This window comes from Streptomyces xylophagus (assembly GCF_000716435.1).
Classification (GTDB): domain Bacteria; phylum Actinomycetota; class Actinomycetes; order Streptomycetales; family Streptomycetaceae; genus Streptomyces; species Streptomyces xylophagus.
In genome coordinates this window covers 147,852-165,244 of record NZ_JNWO01000018.1, presented here as the reverse complement: position 1 = coordinate 165,244, position 17,393 = coordinate 147,852, and the positions used below count along the sequence as shown (strand labels likewise).

Below are 17,393 nucleotides of genomic sequence, written 5' to 3'. Positions count from 1 at the left end.
GGGGGAGGGGGGCTGGGGTTTCAAATCCCGGTCCCCTTAAGCCTTTTCGGGGGCTCGGGGGCTCGGGGGCTCGGGGGCTCGGAGGCTCGGAGGCGCGGGGGTAAGAGGGCCGAGGCGTCGAGAGGCGCGGGTCGAGGGCGGGGACTCGCAGACCCCGGCCCAGCGACGGTTTTTGAGGGGCGCGGGGAACTGCGCGACCAGCCACAACGCACCCGCAGCCAAACAACAACCGCACCTACCCAAGCAGCGCAGCGATCACCACAAGCACAGGCACCGACAGCACCGTGGACAGCAGGATCGAGTCCCGAGCCAGAACCTCCCCCACGCGATACCGGCTCGCGTACGTGTACAGGTTCTGCGCCCCCGGCAACGCCGACGTCACCACCACGTCCAGCAACGCCGCCCCATGAATCCCGAACACCCCCGCCGCCAACACCCAGGCGATCACCGGCTGCCCCACCGCCTTCAGAGCAACCGACAACAACACCGCCCCCCGCTCAACCCCCCGCGCCGGCATCGAACTTCCGCGCAGCGAGATACCGAAGCCGATCAGAACCGCCGGTACCGCCATGTTGCCGATCAGGGTGAGGGGGTTCATGACCGGGTTCGGAACGTGCACTCCGGCCGCCGCCACCGCAACCCCGGCGAGTGATCCGACCGCGACCGGATTCCGCAGCGGCGTGAGCAGCCGTAGCCACAGCGGCCCCTTCTCGACCCGCCCCGACAGATCGAGGACCGTCAACGCGAGCGGGCTCACCACGACGAGCTGGAACAACATCACCGGCGCCACCAGCGACGCGTTGCCCAGGACGTACACCGAGATCGGGATCCCGAGGTTGCCGGAGTTGACGTAACTCGAACACAGCGCCCCGATCGTCGTACGGCCGACACCCCAGCCGCGTACGACCCCCACCGCCACGAACACGCCCGCCACCGCCGCCGTGCTCAGCATCGTCACGAGCAGCCCGCTGGAGAAGATCACCGACAGATCGGCCCGCGCGAGGGTCGTGAACAGCAGGGCCGGGGACGCGACATTGAAGGCCAGCTTGGTCAGGACGTCCCGCCCGTGTTCGCCGAGGGAACCGCGCAGCCCGATCACATACCCGACCGCGATGACCACACCGATCACCGCGAACCCGGTCAACACCCCTTGCACGGCACCCCCTCGGCGGCTGCCGTAGCGCGCGGGAGGCCGTCGGGTATCCAGGGCGGAGCTGATCCGTGGGGCATACAGCAAACCTAGGCGGTCGCCCCCGATGAGTTACGCCCACCCACCCGGTCTACCGATCGTGGACGCCAAGACACCCGCTGTACTCGTGCCGGCCCGCCCCGTCACCCCTGACGAGGCGGCGGGACTGTGTGCCGAGGCGCGGGCGCTGCTGGTGGCGACCGGTGCCGGAGTGGTCCTGGTCGAGGTCGTGGGGCCGGGGCCACCGGGGCTCGGCACCGTAGATGTCCTGGCCCGCCTCGAACTCACCGCCAGGCGGACCGGCGGCCGGATCCGCCTCCGCGCGCCCGCCCCCGGGCTAGGCGCCCTCCTCGACCTGGTCGGGCTCCGCTTCGAGATGGAGGGGCAGGTCGAACAGCGGGAACCAGCGCTTGGTGTCCAGGAAGAAGTGGAACCCGGTGAGCCGGCCGTCTGAGATCTCGAGCACCTGAACCGACCAGGGACTGAAGCCGCCCGCCTCCGGGTCCGGCTTGTACTGGGCGAAGCCCGGCAGGCCGTTCACCCGCACCGGGATCAGGCGCGAGCCCTCGCAGGCGGCGCCGAGCGTCGTCATGAAGCCCGTGATGTCGTCGTGGCCGGTCAGCCACAGCTCGAACGGCGGCATCGTCATGATGGCGTCCTCATGCAGCAGCGCCGTCAGTGCCGTCATGTCGTAGCCCTCGAAAGCCGCGACGTACCGCTCCAGGAGTTTCTGCTGCTCCTCGTCGAGCGGGTCGGACACGGCCGCGCCGGCCGCCTTCTCGTGCCGCTCGGCGAGGGTCGCGCGGGCCCGCTGCAAGGCGCTGTTGACCGACGCGACCGAGGTGTCGAGCAGCTCGGCGACCTCGTTCGCCCGCCAGGCCAGCACCTCGCGCAGGATCAGCACCGCCCGCTGCTTGGGCGGCAGTTGCTGCAGGGCGGCCATGAACGCGAGCCGCACCGACTCCTTGGCGACCGCTGCCTCCGCCGGGTCCTCGACCGTCGGCAGCACGCGCGCGTCCGGCATCGGCTCCAGCCACGTGTTGTCCGGCCGGGGCGACAGGGCGGCCTGCGCCAGCGGGGTGGAGTCGCTCAGGTCGACGGGCCGCGCCCGCTTGTTGCCGGCGGACAGCATGTCCAGGCACACGTTCGTCGCGATCCGGTACAGCCACGAACGCAGACTGGACCGCCCCTCGAACTTCTCGTAGTTCCGCCAGGCGCGGACCATCGTGTCCTGCACCGCGTCCTCGGCCTCGAAGGAGGAGCCGAGCATCCGGTAGCAGTACCCGGTCAGCTCGACACGGTGCTTCTCCAGCCTGATGTCGAGGTCCGTCGTCGTCGCAGTACCGTCACTCATGGTCTCGCCCACCCACCCCTGTGGCCGTTGTTCCCTTAGCCCGAAACGTAGCGCAGCCCACTGACAATGGCGCGAGGAGTGGATGAACGTGCAGCTCAGGAAGGGTTTCTTGACAGGGTGAGTGGATGTGGCGGCTCAGGCCGGAGCGAGCTCCCGCTCCACCCGCGCCGCCCGCGACCCCAACACCGTGATCGTCACGACCCCCACCACCGCCAGGACCCCCACACCGACCGTCCCCGCCCAGCCCCCCGCGTGGAACGCCAGCGCGCCGACCGTGCTGCCGGTGCTCGACCCGATGTAGTACGCGGACTGGTAGAGAGCCGAGGCCTGCGCACGCCCCGTCGTCGCCGTCTTGCTGACCGCCGAGGACGCGACCGCGTGCCCTGCGAAGAAGCCGGCGGTGATCAGCACCAGGCCGAGCAGCACCAACGGCAGCGAGTCGGCGAGGGAGACCAGGAGGCCCGTGGCCGTCGTACCGCCCGCCAGATACAGGGCACCCCGGCGCCCCAGCCGACCCACCAGCCGCCCCGCCGTGGACGCCGACACGGTCCCCACGAGGTACACCAGGAAGATCGAGCCGATGATGCCCTGGGGGAGGGAGAAGGGGGCCTCGGTGAGGCGGTAGCCGATCACCGTGTAGACGCCGCCGAAGACCGTCATGAACAGGGCGCCGATCGCGTACAGGCGGCACAGCAGCGGGTTCGCGAGGTGGTCGCGGACCGTGCGGGCCAGGACGCGCGGGCGCAGCGAGCCCGGGGTGAAGTGCTTCGGGGCGGGCAGCAGCAGGCGGAAGGCGACCGCGCAGCCGACCGCGATGAGGCCGATCACCGCCACGGCCACCCGCCAGCCCCACTCCTGCGCGACCCAGCCGGTGATGACCCGGCCGCTCATCCCGCCGACGCTGTTGCCGGCCACGAACAGACCGATCGCCGTGACCAGCGCCTTCGGCCGGACCTCCTCCGCGAGATACGCGGTGGCGGAGGCGGGCAACCCGGCCAGCGCGGCACCCTGCAGAAACCGCAACGCCACCAGCGCGCCCAGCGAGGGCGCGAACGGCACCAGGACCCCGATGCTTACCGCGACGACAAGCGACCCGGTCATGACCGTACGACGTCCGAAACGTTCCGACAGCGCGCTCATCGGCAGCACGAACACCGCGAGTCCGCCGGTCGCCGCCGCCACCGTCCAGCTCGCCGCGCTCGCGCTCACGCCGAAACCGGAGGAGATCAGCGGCAGCAGGGCCTGTGTGGAGTAGAGGAGCGCGAAGGTCGCCACGCCCGCGAGGAACAGCGCGAAGCTCATCCGGCGAAAACCGGGACCACCCGGTGTCAGCCGTGAGTCGGAGGCGGGGACGGGGGTCGTGGCGGCCACGACGGTGGACGCCCCGGTATCGGCGGGAGACATGTTTCGAAGGTACGGACGCCCCCGCTGATCCGTCCAATGCACGGAAACGCCATAATCGTTCCCATGGTGCATCAGTACAGCTCACAGGCTCATCTGTCACCGTCCGGTGACACAGAAGACATCGTCGCGCTGCTCGCGCCACGCCTCGCGTACTTCGCCGGCGTCGCCCGCACCGAGCACGTCACCCGGGCCGCGCGGGAGATGCAGGTCCCGCAGTCCACCCTGTCGCGCGCCATGGTCCGCCTCGAACAGGACCTGGGCGTCGACCTGTTCGCCCGCAGAGGCCGGACCGTATCCCTGACTCCCGCAGGCCGCACCTTCCTCACCTCGGTCGAACGCGCCCTCGCCGAGATCGAGAAGGCCGCCGACGAGGTCCGCGCCGACGCCGACCCCACCACCGGCAAGGTCGCCTTCGGCTTCCTCCACACCCTCGGCTCGGAAACCGTCCCCGGCCTCATCCGCGCCTTCCGCGCCGACCACCCCCGCGTCCGTTTCAGCCTCGTCCAGAACTACGGCGAGGCGATGCTGGAGCGACTCCGCGCGGGCGAGCTGGACCTGTGCCTCCTGACCGCCCCGACCCTCGACGCCCCCGACGTCGTGGCCCACCGCCTCGACGTCCAGAAACTCCGCCTCGTCGTCCCGGCCGACCACCGCCTGGCGACGAGGAAGCGAATCCGCCTCGCAGAAGCGGCCGACGAGACCTTCGTGACCCTGGAGCCCGGCTACGGCCTCCGCAGCATCACCGACGACGTCTGCAAGGAGGCCGGCTTCCGCCCGAAGATCGCCTTCGAGGGAGAAGAAGCGGAGACCCTACGGGGCCTGGTGGCAGCGGGCCTGGGAGTAGCGCTCCTCCCTCCACCAGCCGTACCCCGCCCGGGAGTTGCAGAACTGACGGTCACAGCACCGAGGGCCGTAAGAGAAATCGGCGTGGCATGGCTCGACGGCCACCACCCGGACACCCCACCGGTAGCGGCTTTCAAGCAGTTCCTACTGTCAAGAAGGGGCAACTTGCTACCTACGTAGGGTTCACCCACCCAGGGGCGCGGGGAACTGCGCGCTCAGCCACAACGCACCCGCACCCCGCAACGAATCCTCAACCCCTACGAAGCGACCGCCCAAACCCCGCAGCCAACGGCATCCTCAACCCCAACGGCGGCGGAGCCTGCAGCGCATCTTCGACAGGCCGAGAAAACGCCCGCCCGAACAACGCCCCCATCACAAAGTCCTCAGCCAACGCGTGCACTTCCTGCCGATGCTGATGCAACCCGTGCCCATCGGAATGCACTTCGAACCGACAGATGTCCCGGTTCGCCTTCTTCGCCCGCGCCGCCAACCGGAACGACAGTTCGGGGTCGGTCCGTTCGTCGTTCGTGCCGTGCACGATCAGCACCCGCCGCCCCGCGAGCTGCTTCACCGGTTCGGGTGGCGCCGCCACGTCCTGTTCGGGCAGCCAAGGAGCCAGCGCCACCACGGAGTTGACCGCCTCGTGCCCGGCGGCGCGCAACGCGGCCCGCCCGCCCATGTCGATCCCGGTGAGACACACGGGCACGTCCCCGTAGCGCCGTACGACCTCGTCGACCGCCCAGGTCGCGTCGTGCGCGAGATACGCCTCGCTGCCGTTCCAGCCGCGCACCCGGTAGTGGACGACGTGCGCGGCGAGCCCGTCGTCCGCGCCCGCGCGGGCCAGCCGACGCCCCAACGTCCGTACGGACGCCGTCGCCAGCATGGGTGACGGCCTGCGGGCGGAGACCTCCTCGCCGCCGGGGAGCAGCAGCACCACGCCGCTCACCGAGGTCGGTTCGGGGCCGAGCGCCCTCCCCAGCCGGGCCGTCCTGACCGGCGTCGCTTGCTGTGCCATGACAGAACAGTGTCAGAAGTGGGCGTGTACGCCACCCTTCCGCGCGGTCACCGTTACGTATCGACGGATTCGTACAACGGGTGATCTACGCGCGTAGGAGTTAGAGTGCGGAAATGACGAGCCAGACCACGAACATCCCGAGCTCGGACCAGATCCGCCGGGCGCCGAAGGTTCTGCTGCACGATCACCTCGACGGCGGTCTCCGCCCGGGGACGATCGTCGAACTCGCCCGGGACGCCGGGTACACCGAACTCCCCGAGACCGACCCGGACAAGCTCGGCGTGTGGTTCGCCGAGGCCGCCGACTCCGGTTCCCTGGAGCGGTACTTGGAGACCTTCGCGCACACGGTCGGCGTGATGCAGACCCGGGACGCGCTGATCCGGGTCGCCCGTGAGTGCGCCGAGGACCTAGCCGAGGACGGTGTCGTCTACGCGGAGGTGCGGTACGCGCCCGAGCAGCACCTCGAAGGCGGGCTGAGCCTCGAGGACGTCGTCGAGGCCGTCAACGAGGGCTTCCGGCAAGGGGAGTCGCTCGCGAAGGAGAACGGTCACCGTATCCGCGTCGGGGCTCTGCTCACCGCGATGCGGCACGCGGCCCGTGCCCTGGAGATCGCCGAACTCGCCAACCGGTACCGCGACTTGGGCGTCGTCGGCTTCGACATCGCGGGCGCGGAGGCCGGGTTCCCGCCCACCCGGCACCTGGACGCCTTCGAGTATCTGAAGCGCGAGAACAACCACTTCACGATCCACGCCGGTGAGGCCTTCGGGCTGCCGTCGATCTGGCAGGCGTTGCAGTGGTGCGGCGCCGACCGGCTGGGGCACGGGGTGCGCATCATCGACGACATCCAGGTCCAGGAGGACGGCTCGGTCAAGCTCGGGCGGCTCGCCTCCTACGTCCGGGACAAGCGCATCCCGTTGGAGCTGTGCCCCAGCTCCAACCTCCAGACGGGTGCCGCCGACTCGTACGCCGAGCACCCGATCGGGCTGCTGCGCCGGCTGCACTTCCGCGCGACGGTCAATACGGACAACCGCCTCATGTCGCACACCAGCATGAGCCAGGAATTCGAGCACCTTGTCGAGGCGTTCGGTTATTCGCTCGACGACATGCAGTGGTTCTCCGTCAATGCTATGAAGTCAGCATTCATTCCTTTCGATGAACGACTCGCCATGATCAATGACGTGATCAAGCCCGGATATGCCGAGCTGAAATCCGAATGGCTGTTCCGGCAGACCGCTTCCACCAGCGGTTCTGTGCCCGACGAGGGCTGAACGGAGCGGAGCGGAAGGCAGGAAATGCGGGCGGGTGTTCACAATCCGTCCGCATTTCGATGTTTGCGGCGGGTGCCGTCCCGTGTTTACGGTCTTGGACCGCTCACATCCCCGTCATCCCATTCAAGGACGCATTCACCATGAAGCAGTCTGCTGCCAAGACCCTCGGTGTCGCCGCCCTCGGTGCCGCCTTCGCCGCCGTAGGCGCGGGTGCCGCGAGCGCGGCTCCGGCGGTCCCGGACGCCACCCAGGCGCTGGGTGCCGTTACCCACACGCTGCCCGCGGAGAACGTCACCAAGGCGCTGCCGGGTGCCGGCGAGGCGCTGAGCCAGGCGCAGCCCGCGCTCGCGGGTGGGCTGTCCGCCGTGCAGCCGGCCGCCGAGAAGGTCCTCTCCGACGGCCCGACCGCGCCCGTCGCCGGACTGCTGGGCGGCCTCCCGCTGTCGCAGACGGGCCTGCCCACGCACGGCCTGCCGGTGAACGGCATCCCGCTGGGCTGAGCCCCGCCCCTGAACGCGCCGATGGGGCGCACCCTGGACGAGGGTGCGCCCCATCGGCGTACGTGTGCGTATTGCGGGCCGGAGTCTCACCAGGCCTCGGTGCGCACCTTGTCCTCGGACGGGAACAGGATCCACAGCGCGATGTAGAGCAGGAACTGCGGCCCGGGCAGCAGACACGAGAGCAGGAAGATCACCCGCATCGTGGTCGCGGAGGTACCGAAGCGCCGCGCCAGCGCTGCGCACACTCCGCCGATCATGCGGCCTTGGGTGGGGCGGGCAATGGCGGCCATGGGTGGCTCCTTCGTGAGCGTCTCTCCGAGGCCTCCCCTGCGGCTGCCTCATCTGTTCTCAACGGTACGGAGCCACAGGCCGACCGGCGTCGCTCTACGGTGCGATGCCGACCCTGGGAATCGTCGGGGTCCGTCCCTGAGTCGCTTCCTCCTGGAGGACGGCTGCGGGGCGCCCGCTCTCGCCCCTGCGGCGGAGCCAGGCGCGGGCCGCCGGGACGATCGCGGCGTGGGCGAGGGCCACGCCGACCGTGTTCATGAGCAGCGAGTCGATGTCCACGACCTGGCCGGGCACCCCGGTCTGGAGCAGCTCGATGCCCAGGGAGATCAGGGCGCCCGCGGCGACCGTACGGATGAGGGACGCGAGCGGGGAGACATGGAGTCTGCCGCTCACCATCGGGAGCAGGACGCCCAGCGGGGCCAGCAGTGCGAGGCCCTCACCGATCCGCTTGGCCCCCTCCGGCCAGCCCATGGCCACATCGGCCCGAATGCTGGCCAGCGGGTGCAGATTCGGGGGCATCACCCAGGGGACGTCCCTCGGTCGCAGCGTGACCCAGGCGACGAGCACGAGATGTGCGACGAGGAGGACACCTCCTGTCACACGGACGCGAATCGCGGCACTGCCGCCGATGGAGCCTTGACGCTGCACGCCCCACAAGACGCCCCCTCCGGCACGATCGGTTCCGGGTAGCGGCCAAGCACCATGCTGAGGCTTACGCCACACCGCCCTTTTACGGCTCGTTCACCTCGGGGGCGCTTTCAGCCGCCCGTGACCTCGCTGGAAGGCGGTGCCTTGGTGCCGGGGTCGGAGCGGACGTCGTCCGTGCACTCGTAGCGGCGCAGGGACGTGTCGTCCGGGCCGCCGAGGATCACGGAGCCGTCGCCCTCGGCCGCGGCCGAGTCGGAGAACGTACAGACGATCTGGGCGAGCGCGTACGACGTGAGGTCGGCCGGTGAATTGCTCAGCCGCAGCGCGTCCTTGGGGTCCTTGGGGCGCGGCCCGCTGACCGTCATGCCGCCGCGTACGTCGGTCGTGTACCCGGCGCCCTGCTCACCCGCCGACGGCGACTCCGCGAGCTGGTCGAGGAGTCCCTGGGCCACGATCACCCGCCGCTGCAGGTCCGCCGTGCCGTCCGGCACCTGTACGGCCCGGTCGACGGTCACCAGCGACGACCCGCACAGCAGGAACACCTGCACGGGCACCCCGCGCGCGGCCTGCGGCGACACGTCCGGCTCGGTGAGCGTGCACGGCACCCGGGAGGGCGCGGCCCCGAAGTCGGTCGGCACCTCCGTGGCCCGGATCCCGCACCCCGTCAGCAGCAGCCCGAGCAGGGGGAGAGCCAGCAACCGGCGTACGGCCACGCCCCGTTCCCCGGGCCGGGCCGTCAACTGTCGTACGGTCATGGCGCGTTCCCCTCGGAGCCGACCGAGCCGTCGGGGCCGTCGCCCTCGCCCTTGTCGGTCTCCTCCGTGAGTGTGGAGGCGTCCCTGGGCAGCCGCAGGGTGAACACCGCGCCGCCGTCGGGGGAGTTGGCGGCGGTGATCTCGCCGCCGTGGATGTGGGCGTTCTCCAGGGCGATGGAGAGGCCGAGGCCGCTCCCCTCGGAGCGCGGCCGGGAGGCGCTCGCCTTGTAGAAGCGGTCGAAGACGTGCGGCAGGACGTCCTCGGGGATGCCGGGACCGTGGTCGCGGACCGCGATGACGAGGTCGTCGTCATCGAGGCGGACCGAGACCCGGACCGGCGAGCCGCCGTGCTTGAGGGCGTTGCCGATGAGGTTGGCGAGGATGACGTCCAGGCGGCGCGGGTCGAGCCGGGAGTGGATGCCGCGCTCGGCGTCCAGGTCCACGGCGTCCAGCCAGGCGCGGGCGTCGATGCACGCGGTGATCTGGTCGGCGAGGTCGACGTCGTCGAGGACGAGCCGGGCGGTGCCCGCGTCGAAGCGGGTGACCTCCATCAGGTTCTCCACGAGGTCCCCGAGCCGCTTGGTCTCGCTGACGACGAGCCGTACGGCGGGCTCGATCATCGGGTCCACGCTGCCGGTCTCGGCGTCGAGTTCCTCCTCCAGCACCTCCACCACGGCGGTGATGGCGGTCAGCGGCGTGCGCAGCTCGTGCGACATGTCGGCGACGAACCGGCGCGAGGCGTCGTCCCGGGCGGCCATGTCGGCGACCCGTTTCTCCAGCGCCTCGGCGGTCTGGTTGAACGTCCGTGACAGCTCTGCCAGTTCATCGGTCCCGGAGACCCGCAGCCGGGTGTCGAGCTTGCCCTCGCCGAGCCGGCGCGCGGCGATGCCGAGCCGGTGCACGGGCTTGAGGACGGTCGTCGCTGCGGCCTGCGCGAGCAGCGCGGAACCGATCAGCGCGAGCCCGGTGGCGATACCCAGCGACCAGGCAAGGGAGTTGAGGTCTTTGGCCTCCGGCTCGAGGGACTTGAGCATGTAGCCGGTCGGACCGCCGCCGATCATCCGCGTACCGGCGACCAGATACGGGCTGCCGTGCTCGGTGACCCGTTGCCAGTACAGGTGGTACGGCTCCTTGTTGCCGTCGGTCACCGACTGCTGCTTGTTGACCGCCGTGCGCAGCGACTTGGGCACGTCGTCCAGCGAAAAGCCGTTCAGGCCGCCCGAGTTGCCGTAGACCGTCTTGTCGTTCGCGTCCTCGCCGACCAGCAGGACGCTGAAGCGCTGGCTGCTGTTGGCCATCTGGCCCGCGGTGCGCATGAGTTCGTCCTGCGTGGGGCGGACCGGCAGGGCGCCCGCGCGGTTCTGCATCTCCTGGCGGAAGTCGCGCAGTACGGCGTCCTGGGCGCGGGTGAGGACGGCCTCGCGGTTGAGCCAGTAGGCGATGCCGGACGCGGAGACGGCGGCGGTCAGCGCGACCAGCCCGAACACGACCACGAGTCGCAGGCGCAGGCTGGTGAACCGCAGCCGCCACAGGACTCCCTTACGACCCGGGCGCCAGCCGCGGATCCCCCCTGGTGCGTCGGTCACTGAGGCGAGTCCAGGCGGTAACCGACGCCGCGCACGGTACGGATGAGGGTCGGGGACGACGGGATGTCCTCGACCTTGGCGCGCAGCCGCTGGACACAGGCGTCCACCAGCCGTGAGTCGCCGAGGTAGTCGTGCTCCCACACCAGGCGCAGCAACTGCTGCCGGGACAGGGCCTGTCCGGGCCGCCGGCTCAGCTCCAGGAGCAACCGCAGCTCGGTGGGCGTGAGTTGGAGGTCCTCGCCGTTCTTCGTGACGGTCATCGCGGCCCGGTCGATGACGAGCGAACCGAACGACGCCGCGTCGTTGGCCTCTCGTTCCCCGCGCCGCAGCACGGCCCGGATACGGGCGTCCAGCACCCGCCCCTGCACGGGTTTCACCACGTAGTCGTCGGCACCGGACTCCAGTCCGACGACGATGTCGATGTCGTCGCTGCGCGCGGTGAGCAGAATGATCGGCAGCTGGTCCGTGCGCCGGATACGACGGCACACCTCGAAACCGTCGATGCCGGGCAGCATCACATCCAGCACGATCAGGTCCGGCCGCTGCTCACGCAACAGCTTCAGACCGTCCTCGCCGCTGGCAGCGGTGGCTACCCGGTGTCCCTGGCGCGTCAGCGAGAGCTCCAGGGCCGTCCGGATGGCGTCGTCGTCCTCGATCAGCAACAGGGAAGGCACGGGGCTCATTCTGGCCCATGGCGGGGTGCGGTTTCGACACCTGTACGTGTACGCACCCGTAGCGCCCCTTTCTGTGACCGGACTGTCCGTTTTCTGAGGGCAGCCGCAGAGACCCACCCCTGTGACAGGTCTGTGACAGTCGGGGGACACGTCCATGAAGTGCCCCGGGCAGGATTTTCGGCACAGGCAAGGAACCACGAAGGAACCGAGCCGGAAGATCCGAACACCGGGCAAGTCCACTACGGGGGGCGCGAGATGAGCACGCTGCACAGCACCAGCAACAACGCAGTCGTCACGCGTCTGCACGACGTCACCCGGGGTTCCGAGAAGTCCGGTGCCGTGAGCGGGCGGGGGTGCGTTCGCGGTGCCGGGCGTCAGCACACCGGTTACATGACGGTGGTTGACGCGCACACGGGGGAAGCGCACGGGGGAAGTGCGTACAGGGAGGACACGGGGGAGCGTCGCTCGCTGTCGGAGGCGGAGTTCACCGCCTACGTCCAGGAGCGCCGCGCCTCCCTGTACGCCACCGCGTACCACCTGACCGGCGACCGCTTCGAGGCCGAGGACCTGCTGCAGAGCGCGCTGTTCTCGACGTACAAGGCATGGGACCGGATCAGCGACAAGGCCGCGGTCGGGGGCTACCTCCGCCGCACCATGACGAACCTGCACATCAGCGCGTGGCGCCGCCGCAAGCTGAACGAGTACCCGACCGAGGAGCTGCCGGAGACGCCCGGCGACACGGACGCGATGCGCGGCACCGAACTGCGCGCGGTCCTGTGGCAGGCGCTGACCCGGCTGCCCGAACTCCAGCGCACCATGCTGGTCCTCCGTTACTACGAGGGCCGCACGGACCCGGAGATCGCGGAGATCCTCGACATCAGTGTCGGCACGGTGAAGTCCAGCATCTGGCGGTCGCTCCGCCGCATGCGCGAGGACGAGGTCCTCAGCTTCGGCCGTGACGAGGAGGACGCCTTCGGGGAGCTTGTCGCCTGAGGGTTGGGGGGGAAGTAGGTAACGGGGAAGCACCAAGGGGACCACGGGGGATCGGCGCTGGGGGGCGCCGACGGGGTCCTGGGGGGATCACGGGGGAAGTACCACGGGGGAATGAGGGAGCGGGACTGGAGGGCCGGGGGGTCCGTCCAGTCCCGCTCTTTTTGTTCTACGAGGGGGAGGTCGCTGGAGTCGTCCGTGCCGGGCGCCGGCCCACCGCCGCCGCTGCGAGCCGCCCCAGCGCCTCGTCCTTGTCGCAGGCGTACGCGCCGAGGCCGGTCTGGCGGGCCACGATCGAGCGCTCCAGCCGCATCAGCCGCCAGCCGCGCCGCAGCAGGAACGCCACGGACTTACGGCCTTCCCTGAGATCCCGCAGGAACCGGCGCCGGAACGTGCGCACCGGGCCCCGGCTCAGGCACAGCGCGTCCGCGAGGACACCCAGCTCCTGGCAGCGGGTGATGACCTCGGCGGCGAAGATGCCCTCCGCTATGAACAGCGGGGTCCGGCCCACATCGACCGCCTCCGTGCCCGTACGGGCGCTGAGCGAGATGTCGTAGACCGGCACGTCCGTACGACCCGTGCGGCACAGTTCGACGATCGCGGCGACCGCCACGTCCGCGTCCCACGAGTCGGGGTGGTCCCAGTCGATGTCCGCACTCCCCGCCACCAGCGGCAACGTCGGGTCGTCGCCCTCTTTGTAGAAGTCGTCGAGCCGCAGCACGGGCAGGCCGGACCGGGCGGAGACGAGGGACTTGCCGGAACCCGAGGGGCCGCACAGCAGCACGACACGGGCCGGTGACGGGGAAAGGATGCTCACGGGACACCAGTTTGACGTATTCCGTACGTCCTGCCGACCCCGCGGGTCGGCTTTGGAGTGCGCATCACACCTCAACTACCCTTCGTGCTGACCTGATTACCCTGCGCACCAGAAGGTGGCACCAGCAATGGCACGACACACGTCCCCCCAGCACCCGACCGCCCAGCGCGCCCTGGTCGCCCTCGCGACCGCCGGAGTCGCCCTGGGCGCGGGCGCGGCGAGCGCCGCCGCGGACACCGCGCCGGTCGTCGACGTGATGCGGACGCGGCCCACGTCTTTGGGCAAGATCGACCCCGCGGCGGGGCTTGGCGCGGTCACCGGCACGGTCGGTTATGTCACCGGGCCGGTTGCGGGGCTCAAGCCGAATCCGCTCGCGGGGACGGGTGTTGATCCCCTCGATAACGGGGTTGCGACCCAGCTCGCCGACTTCCAGCCGGTTGCTTCGCAGATGCTGACCGGGCCTGTTGCGGAGGCGGAGTCGATCAGCAGGATTCCTGTGGTGGGGCAGGCGCTGGGGGTGCTCGGGGGGTGAGGTGCGGGGGAGGGGCGGGGAGCTGCGGTCTCGTTGCCGGGTGCGCGTCCGGTTGTGGCTGGTCGCGCAGTTCCCCGCGCCCCTACTGAGCGGCCTGCGGCCTGCTCAGTAGGACGAGCCCCCGACTCCCAGCGAACCCGTCGGATGCCAGACCGTCTTCGTTTCCAAGAAGGCCGTCAGGCGCTCTGTGCCCGGAGTCTCCGTGTAATCCACAGGCTGTGGACGGAGGACTCGCTTGAGGTTGTCGGCCGCTGCGATTTCCAGGTCCTTCGCCAGTACTTCGTCCGCGCCCGCGAGGTCGATCGCGTTGACGTCCTGGTGCGCGGCGAGGGGGGCGGCGATCTCCGCCGTCTTGCCGGACAGGACGTTGACGACGCCGCCGGGCAGGTCGGAGGTGGCCAGTACCTCGCCCAGCGACAGTGCGGGGAGCGGGGAGTTCTCGCTCGCGATGACGATGACCGTGTTGCCGGTCGCGATCACCGGGGCGACGACCGAGATCAGGCCCAGGAACGAGGACTCCTGGGGTGCCAGGACGGTGACCACTCCCGTCGGCTCGGGAGACGACAGGTTGAAGTACGGGCCCGCCACCGGGTTCGCGCCGCCGACCACCTGCGCGATCTTGTCGGTCCAGCCCGCGTACCAGACCCAGCGGTCGATCGCCGCGTCGACCACGGCAGCGGCCTTGGACTTCGACAGGCCCTCCGCGTCCGCGACTTCGCGTACGAACTGGTCCTTGCGGCCCTCCAGCATCTCGGCGATGCGGTAGAGGATCTGACCCCGGTTGTACGCCGTCGCGCCGGACCAGCCGCCGAACGCCTTGCGCGCTGCTACGACCGCGTCACGGGCGTCCTTGCGGGAGGCCTGCGGTGCGTTCGCGAGCCACTTGCCCTTGGAGTCGGTCACCTCGTACACCCGGCCGCTCTCGCTACGGGGGAACTTGCCCCCGACGTACAGCTTGTAGGTCTTGAAGACAGAGAGTCGATCAGACATCGAGGTACGCCTCCAGGCCGTGGCGACCGCCCTCGCGGCCGAAGCCCGACTCCTTGTAGCCGCCGAACGGCGAGGTCGGGTCGAACTTGTTGAACGTGTTGGACCAGATGACACCCGCGCGCAGCTTGCTCGCGACCGCGAGGATGCGGGAGCCTTTCTCGGTCCAGATGCCGGCGGAGAGGCCGTACTGGCTGTTGTTGGCCTTCGCGACCGCCTCCTCGGGCGTGCGGAAGGTCAGCACCGACAGCACCGGGCCGAAGATCTCGTCGCGGGCGATGGTGTGCGCCTGGGTGACGTTCGTGAAGAGCGTCGGGGCGAACCAGTAGCCGGAGGACGGGAGTTCGCAGGACGGGGACCAGCGCTCGGCGCCCTCCGCCTCGCCCTGTTCGACGAGCGTGGTGATGCGGGAGAGCTGCTCGGCGGAGTTGATCGCGCCGATGTCCGTGTTCTTGTCGAGCGGGTCGCCGAGGCGGAGCGTGGAGAGCCTGCGCTTCAGGGAGTCCAACAGCTCGTCCTGGATGGACTCTTGGACCAGCAGTCGGCTGCCCGCGCAGCAGACCTGGCCCTGGTTGAAGAAGATGCCGGTGACGATCCCCTCCACCGCCTGGTCGATGGGAGCGTCGTCGAAGACGATGTTCGCGCCCTTGCCGCCGAGTTCGAGGGTGACCTTCTTGGTCGTACCGGCCACCTGGCGCGCGATCGCCTTGCCGACCGCCGTGGAGCCGGTGAACGCGACCTTGTTGACGTCCGGGTGCGCGACGAGCGCGGCGCCCGAATCGCCGTATCCCGGAAGGATGTTGACGACACCCTTGGGGAGGCCGGCCTGGCGGCAGATGTCCGCGAAGAAGAGTGCGGAGAGAGGGGTCGTCTCGGCCGGCTTCAACACCACCGTGTTGCCTGTCGCCAGCGCCGGGGCGATCTTCCACGCCAGCATCAGGAGCGGGAAGTTCCAGGGGATGACCTGGCCCGCGACGCCGAGGGGCTGCGGGTTCGCGCCGAAGCCGGCGTGGTCCAACTTGTCGGCCCAGCCCGCGTAGTAGAAGAAGTGCGCGGCGACCAGGGGGAGGTCCGCGTCCCTCGTCTCCTTGATGGGCTTGCCGTTGTCCAGGGTTTCCAGGACGGCCAGTTCGCGGCTCCGCTCCTGGATGATCCGGGCGATGCGGAACAGGTACTTGGCGCGCTCGGAGCCGGGCAGTGCCGACCACTTCTCGAAGGCCTTGCGGGCGGCCTTCACCGCGCGGTCGACGTCCGCCTCGCCCGCCTGGGCGATCTCGGAGAGGACCTCCTCGGTGGAGGGGGAGACGGTCTTGAAGACCTTGCCGTCGGCGGCCTCGGTGAACTCGCCGTCGATGAACAGGCCGTAGGAGGGCGCGATGTCGACGACGGCGCGGGACTCGGGCGCCGGTGCGTACTCAAAAGTAGCCATGATGGATCAGTCCACCGTCACGTAGTCGGGGCCGGAGTAGCGGCCGGTGGCCAGCTTCTGACGCTGCATCAGCAGGTCGTTCAGGAGCGAGGACGCGCCGAAGCGGAACCAGTGGTTGTCCAGCCAGTCCTCGCCCGCCGTCTCGTTGACGATGACCAGGAACTTGACGGCGTCCTTGGAGGTACGGATACCGCCCGCGGGCTTCACACCGACCTGGATGCCGGTCTGCTCGCGGAAGTCCCGTACGGCTTCCAGCATCAACAGGGTGTTCGCGGGTGTGGCGTTGACGGCGACCTTGCCCGTCGACGTCTTGATGAAGTCCGCGCCGGCGAGCATGCCGAGCCAGGAGGCGCGGCGGATGTTGTCGTACGTGGACAACTCGCCGGTCTCGAAGATGACCTTCAGGCGCGCGGCGCCCGAGGCCTCCTTCACGGCGACGATCTCGTCGTAGACCTTCATGTATTTGCCCGCGAGGAACGCCCCGCGGTCGATGACCATGTCGATCTCGTCGGCGCCCGCGGCAACCGCGTCGCGCACGTCGGCCAGCTTCACGTCGAGCGCGGCGCGGCCGGCCGGGAAGGCGGTGGCGACGGAGGCGACCTTCACGGAGGAACCGGCGACGGCCTCCTTGGCGGTGGCCACCATGTCGGGATAGACACAGACGGCCGCGGTCGAGGGGCTCGTCCGGTCGGTCGGGTCGGGGCGGACCGCCTTGGCGCCGAGCGCCCGGACCTTGCCGGGGGTGTCCGCGCCTTCCAGCGTCGTCAGATCGACCATCGAGATGGCGAGGTCGATGGCGTACGCCTTCGCGGTGGTCTTGATGGAACGGGTCCCGAGCGAGGCGGCACGCGCCTCCAGGCCGACCGCGTCGACGCCGGGCAGCCCGTGGAGGAAACGGCGCAGCGTGCTGTCGGAGGCGGTGACGTCGCCGAGAGCGTGTGCTGTGGGTGCGTTGGTGGGCATGGTCACCAGACGAGCATATCTACGCGCGTAGCAGCTGTACACCCCGGGCAAGTGGACCTACCTAAGGGGCGCGGGGCTGTTTCGATATGCGGCTCCGCCGCGTGGGCGCGAGCAACCACAACGCACCCGCAGTCGCGAACGCACAGGTCCC

19 protein-coding genes are annotated in these 17,393 nt (G+C 69.8%); 6 read left to right on the top strand and 13 right to left on the bottom strand.

Going from position 1 to position 17,393, the window contains the following annotated elements; all coding sequences use genetic code 11:
• Positions 1 to 235: 235 nt before the first annotated feature.
• Entirely contained in the window at positions 236 to 1,156 is a 921-nt protein-coding gene (locus OO70_RS34260; RefSeq protein ID WP_043679965.1) for an AEC family transporter, read from the bottom strand.
• Positions 1,157 to 1,256: 100 nt separating this feature from the next.
• On the opposite strand from OO70_RS34260, the gene OO70_RS52905 reads away from it, so the two are divergent.
• Positions 1,257 to 1,643 (top strand): STAS domain-containing protein, encoded by a 387-nt coding sequence (locus tag OO70_RS52905; RefSeq protein ID WP_158711553.1) that lies wholly within the window; start codon positions 1,257 to 1,259, stop codon positions 1,641 to 1,643.
• Here the strand turns inward: OO70_RS52905 and OO70_RS34255 are convergent.
• Positions 1,527 to 2,543 (bottom strand): sigma-70 family RNA polymerase sigma factor, encoded by a 1,017-nt coding sequence (locus OO70_RS34255; protein WP_043680055.1) that lies wholly within the window; start codon positions 2,541 to 2,543, stop codon positions 1,527 to 1,529. The two genes, OO70_RS52905 and OO70_RS34255, sit on opposite strands and share 117 nt — an antisense overlap.
• Before the next feature lie 135 nt (positions 2,544 to 2,678).
• Positions 2,679 to 3,947 carry an MFS transporter gene (locus OO70_RS34250; protein WP_043679963.1) on the bottom strand — a complete coding sequence of 423 codons (1,269 nt, stop codon included), beginning with the start codon at positions 3,945 to 3,947 and terminating at the stop codon, positions 2,679 to 2,681.
• Between the two features lie 63 nt (positions 3,948 to 4,010).
• Between OO70_RS34250 and OO70_RS34245 the strand changes: the two genes are divergently transcribed.
• A complete protein-coding gene (locus OO70_RS34245; protein WP_043679961.1) occupies positions 4,011 to 4,970 on the top strand; it encodes a LysR family transcriptional regulator in 960 nt (319 codons plus the stop codon).
• 70 nt (positions 4,971 to 5,040) lie between these two features.
• Here the strand turns inward: OO70_RS34245 and OO70_RS34240 are convergent, their stop codons facing one another.
• Positions 5,041 to 5,805, bottom strand: a complete 765-nt coding sequence (locus OO70_RS34240; RefSeq protein ID WP_043679959.1) for a dienelactone hydrolase family protein — start codon at positions 5,803 to 5,805, stop codon at positions 5,041 to 5,043.
• Positions 5,806 to 5,918: 113 nt separating this feature from the next.
• On the opposite strand from OO70_RS34240, the gene OO70_RS34235 reads away from it, so the two are divergent.
• Together OO70_RS34235 and OO70_RS34230 are read left to right on the top strand one after the other, a co-directional pair.
• Positions 5,919 to 7,073, top strand: a complete 1,155-nt coding sequence (locus OO70_RS34235; protein WP_043679957.1) for an adenosine deaminase — start codon at positions 5,919 to 5,921, stop codon at positions 7,071 to 7,073.
• A 140-nt stretch (positions 7,074 to 7,213) separates the two neighbouring features.
• Entirely contained in the window at positions 7,214 to 7,573 is a 360-nt protein-coding gene (locus OO70_RS34230; protein ID WP_043679953.1) for a hypothetical protein, read from the top strand.
• A gap of 86 nt (positions 7,574 to 7,659) precedes the next feature.
• Here the strand turns inward: OO70_RS34230 and OO70_RS34225 are convergent, their stop codons facing one another.
• The 5 genes from OO70_RS34225 to afsQ1 all read right to left on the bottom strand — a co-directional run bounded on the left by OO70_RS34225 (position 7,660) and on the right by afsQ1 (position 11,524).
• Positions 7,660 to 7,863 carry a PspC domain-containing protein gene (locus OO70_RS34225; RefSeq protein WP_019055767.1) on the bottom strand — a complete coding sequence of 68 codons (204 nt, stop codon included), beginning with the start codon at positions 7,861 to 7,863 and terminating at the stop codon, positions 7,660 to 7,662.
• A gap of 94 nt (positions 7,864 to 7,957) precedes the next feature.
• A complete protein-coding gene (locus tag OO70_RS34220; RefSeq protein ID WP_043680053.1) occupies positions 7,958 to 8,509 on the bottom strand; it encodes a VanZ family protein in 552 nt (183 codons plus the stop codon).
• 110 nt (positions 8,510 to 8,619) lie between these two features.
• The gene (locus tag OO70_RS34215; RefSeq protein ID WP_199827467.1) at positions 8,620 to 9,264 is read right to left on the bottom strand and encodes a hypothetical protein; all 645 of its coding nucleotides are present in this window, start codon (positions 9,262 to 9,264) and stop codon (positions 8,620 to 8,622) included.
• Entirely contained in the window at positions 9,261 to 10,850 is a 1,590-nt protein-coding gene (locus tag OO70_RS34210) for an ATP-binding protein (RefSeq protein WP_043679948.1), read from the bottom strand. The genes OO70_RS34215 and OO70_RS34210 overlap by 4 nt, the downstream gene beginning before the upstream one ends.
• Complete coding sequence (afsQ1, locus tag OO70_RS34205; RefSeq protein WP_019055771.1) at positions 10,847 to 11,524, bottom strand: two-component system response regulator AfsQ1; 678 nt, start codon at positions 11,522 to 11,524, stop codon at positions 10,847 to 10,849. The genes OO70_RS34210 and afsQ1 overlap by 4 nt, the downstream gene beginning before the upstream one ends.
• 255 nt (positions 11,525 to 11,779) lie before the next feature.
• On the opposite strand from afsQ1, the gene OO70_RS34200 reads away from it, so the two are divergent.
• Positions 11,780 to 12,517 carry a SigE family RNA polymerase sigma factor gene (locus tag OO70_RS34200; protein ID WP_043679947.1) on the top strand — a complete coding sequence of 246 codons (738 nt, stop codon included), beginning with the start codon at positions 11,780 to 11,782 and terminating at the stop codon, positions 12,515 to 12,517.
• A gap of 166 nt (positions 12,518 to 12,683) precedes the next feature.
• Here OO70_RS34200 and OO70_RS34195 read toward each other — a convergent pair whose 3' ends face one another.
• Positions 12,684 to 13,331 carry a uridine kinase family protein gene (locus OO70_RS34195; protein WP_078651670.1) on the bottom strand — a complete coding sequence of 216 codons (648 nt, stop codon included), beginning with the start codon at positions 13,329 to 13,331 and terminating at the stop codon, positions 12,684 to 12,686.
• Positions 13,332 to 13,458: 127 nt separating this feature from the next.
• Here OO70_RS34195 and OO70_RS34190 point away from each other — a divergent pair, with 127 nt between their 5' ends.
• The gene (locus tag OO70_RS34190; RefSeq protein ID WP_043679945.1) at positions 13,459 to 13,863 is read left to right on the top strand and encodes a hypothetical protein; all 405 of its coding nucleotides are present in this window, start codon (positions 13,459 to 13,461) and stop codon (positions 13,861 to 13,863) included.
• Between the two features lie 105 nt (positions 13,864 to 13,968).
• Here the strand turns inward: OO70_RS34190 and OO70_RS34185 are convergent, their stop codons facing one another.
• From OO70_RS34185 to deoC, 3 genes are read right to left on the bottom strand one after another with little or no spacing between them, the layout of a single operon-like run.
• Positions 13,969 to 14,853: an aldehyde dehydrogenase family protein gene (locus OO70_RS34185; RefSeq protein WP_043679944.1), complete on the bottom strand. Its 885-nt coding sequence runs from the start codon at positions 14,851 to 14,853 to the stop codon at positions 13,969 to 13,971.
• Complete coding sequence (locus tag OO70_RS34180) at positions 14,846 to 16,282, bottom strand: aldehyde dehydrogenase family protein (protein WP_043679941.1); 1,437 nt, start codon at positions 16,280 to 16,282, stop codon at positions 14,846 to 14,848. Before OO70_RS34180 ends, OO70_RS34185 begins: the two co-directional genes overlap by 8 nt.
• 3 nt (positions 16,283 to 16,285) lie before the next feature.
• Positions 16,286 to 17,248, bottom strand: coding sequence for a deoxyribose-phosphate aldolase (gene deoC, locus OO70_RS34175; RefSeq protein WP_199827466.1), 963 nt, complete (start codon positions 17,246 to 17,248; stop codon positions 16,286 to 16,288).
• Positions 17,249 to 17,393: the final 145 nt, after the last annotated feature.

Coding starts and splice junctions, on each gene's coding strand:
- OO70_RS34235 (WP_043679957.1), top strand. CDS start 5,919: ATGACGAGCCAGACCACGAACATCCCGAGCTCGGACCAGATCCGCCGG.
- OO70_RS34240 (WP_043679959.1), bottom strand. CDS start 5,805: ATGGCACAGCAAGCGACGCCGGTCAGGACGGCCCGGCTGGGGAGGGCG.
- OO70_RS52905 (WP_158711553.1), top strand. CDS start 1,257: ATGAGTTACGCCCACCCACCCGGTCTACCGATCGTGGACGCCAAGACA.
- OO70_RS34230 (WP_043679953.1), top strand. CDS start 7,214: ATGAAGCAGTCTGCTGCCAAGACCCTCGGTGTCGCCGCCCTCGGTGCC.
- OO70_RS34250 (WP_043679963.1), bottom strand. CDS start 3,947: ATGTCTCCCGCCGATACCGGGGCGTCCACCGTCGTGGCCGCCACGACC.
- OO70_RS34190 (WP_043679945.1), top strand. CDS start 13,459: ATGGCACGACACACGTCCCCCCAGCACCCGACCGCCCAGCGCGCCCTG.
- OO70_RS34255 (WP_043680055.1), bottom strand. CDS start 2,543: ATGAGTGACGGTACTGCGACGACGACGGACCTCGACATCAGGCTGGAG.
- OO70_RS34215 (WP_199827467.1), bottom strand. CDS start 9,264: ATGACCGTACGACAGTTGACGGCCCGGCCCGGGGAACGGGGCGTGGCC.
- OO70_RS34185 (WP_043679944.1), bottom strand. CDS start 14,853: ATGTCTGATCGACTCTCTGTCTTCAAGACCTACAAGCTGTACGTCGGG.
- OO70_RS34225 (WP_019055767.1), bottom strand. CDS start 7,863: ATGGCCGCCATTGCCCGCCCCACCCAAGGCCGCATGATCGGCGGAGTG.
- OO70_RS34245 (WP_043679961.1), top strand. CDS start 4,011: ATGGTGCATCAGTACAGCTCACAGGCTCATCTGTCACCGTCCGGTGAC.
- OO70_RS34200 (WP_043679947.1), top strand. CDS start 11,780: ATGAGCACGCTGCACAGCACCAGCAACAACGCAGTCGTCACGCGTCTG.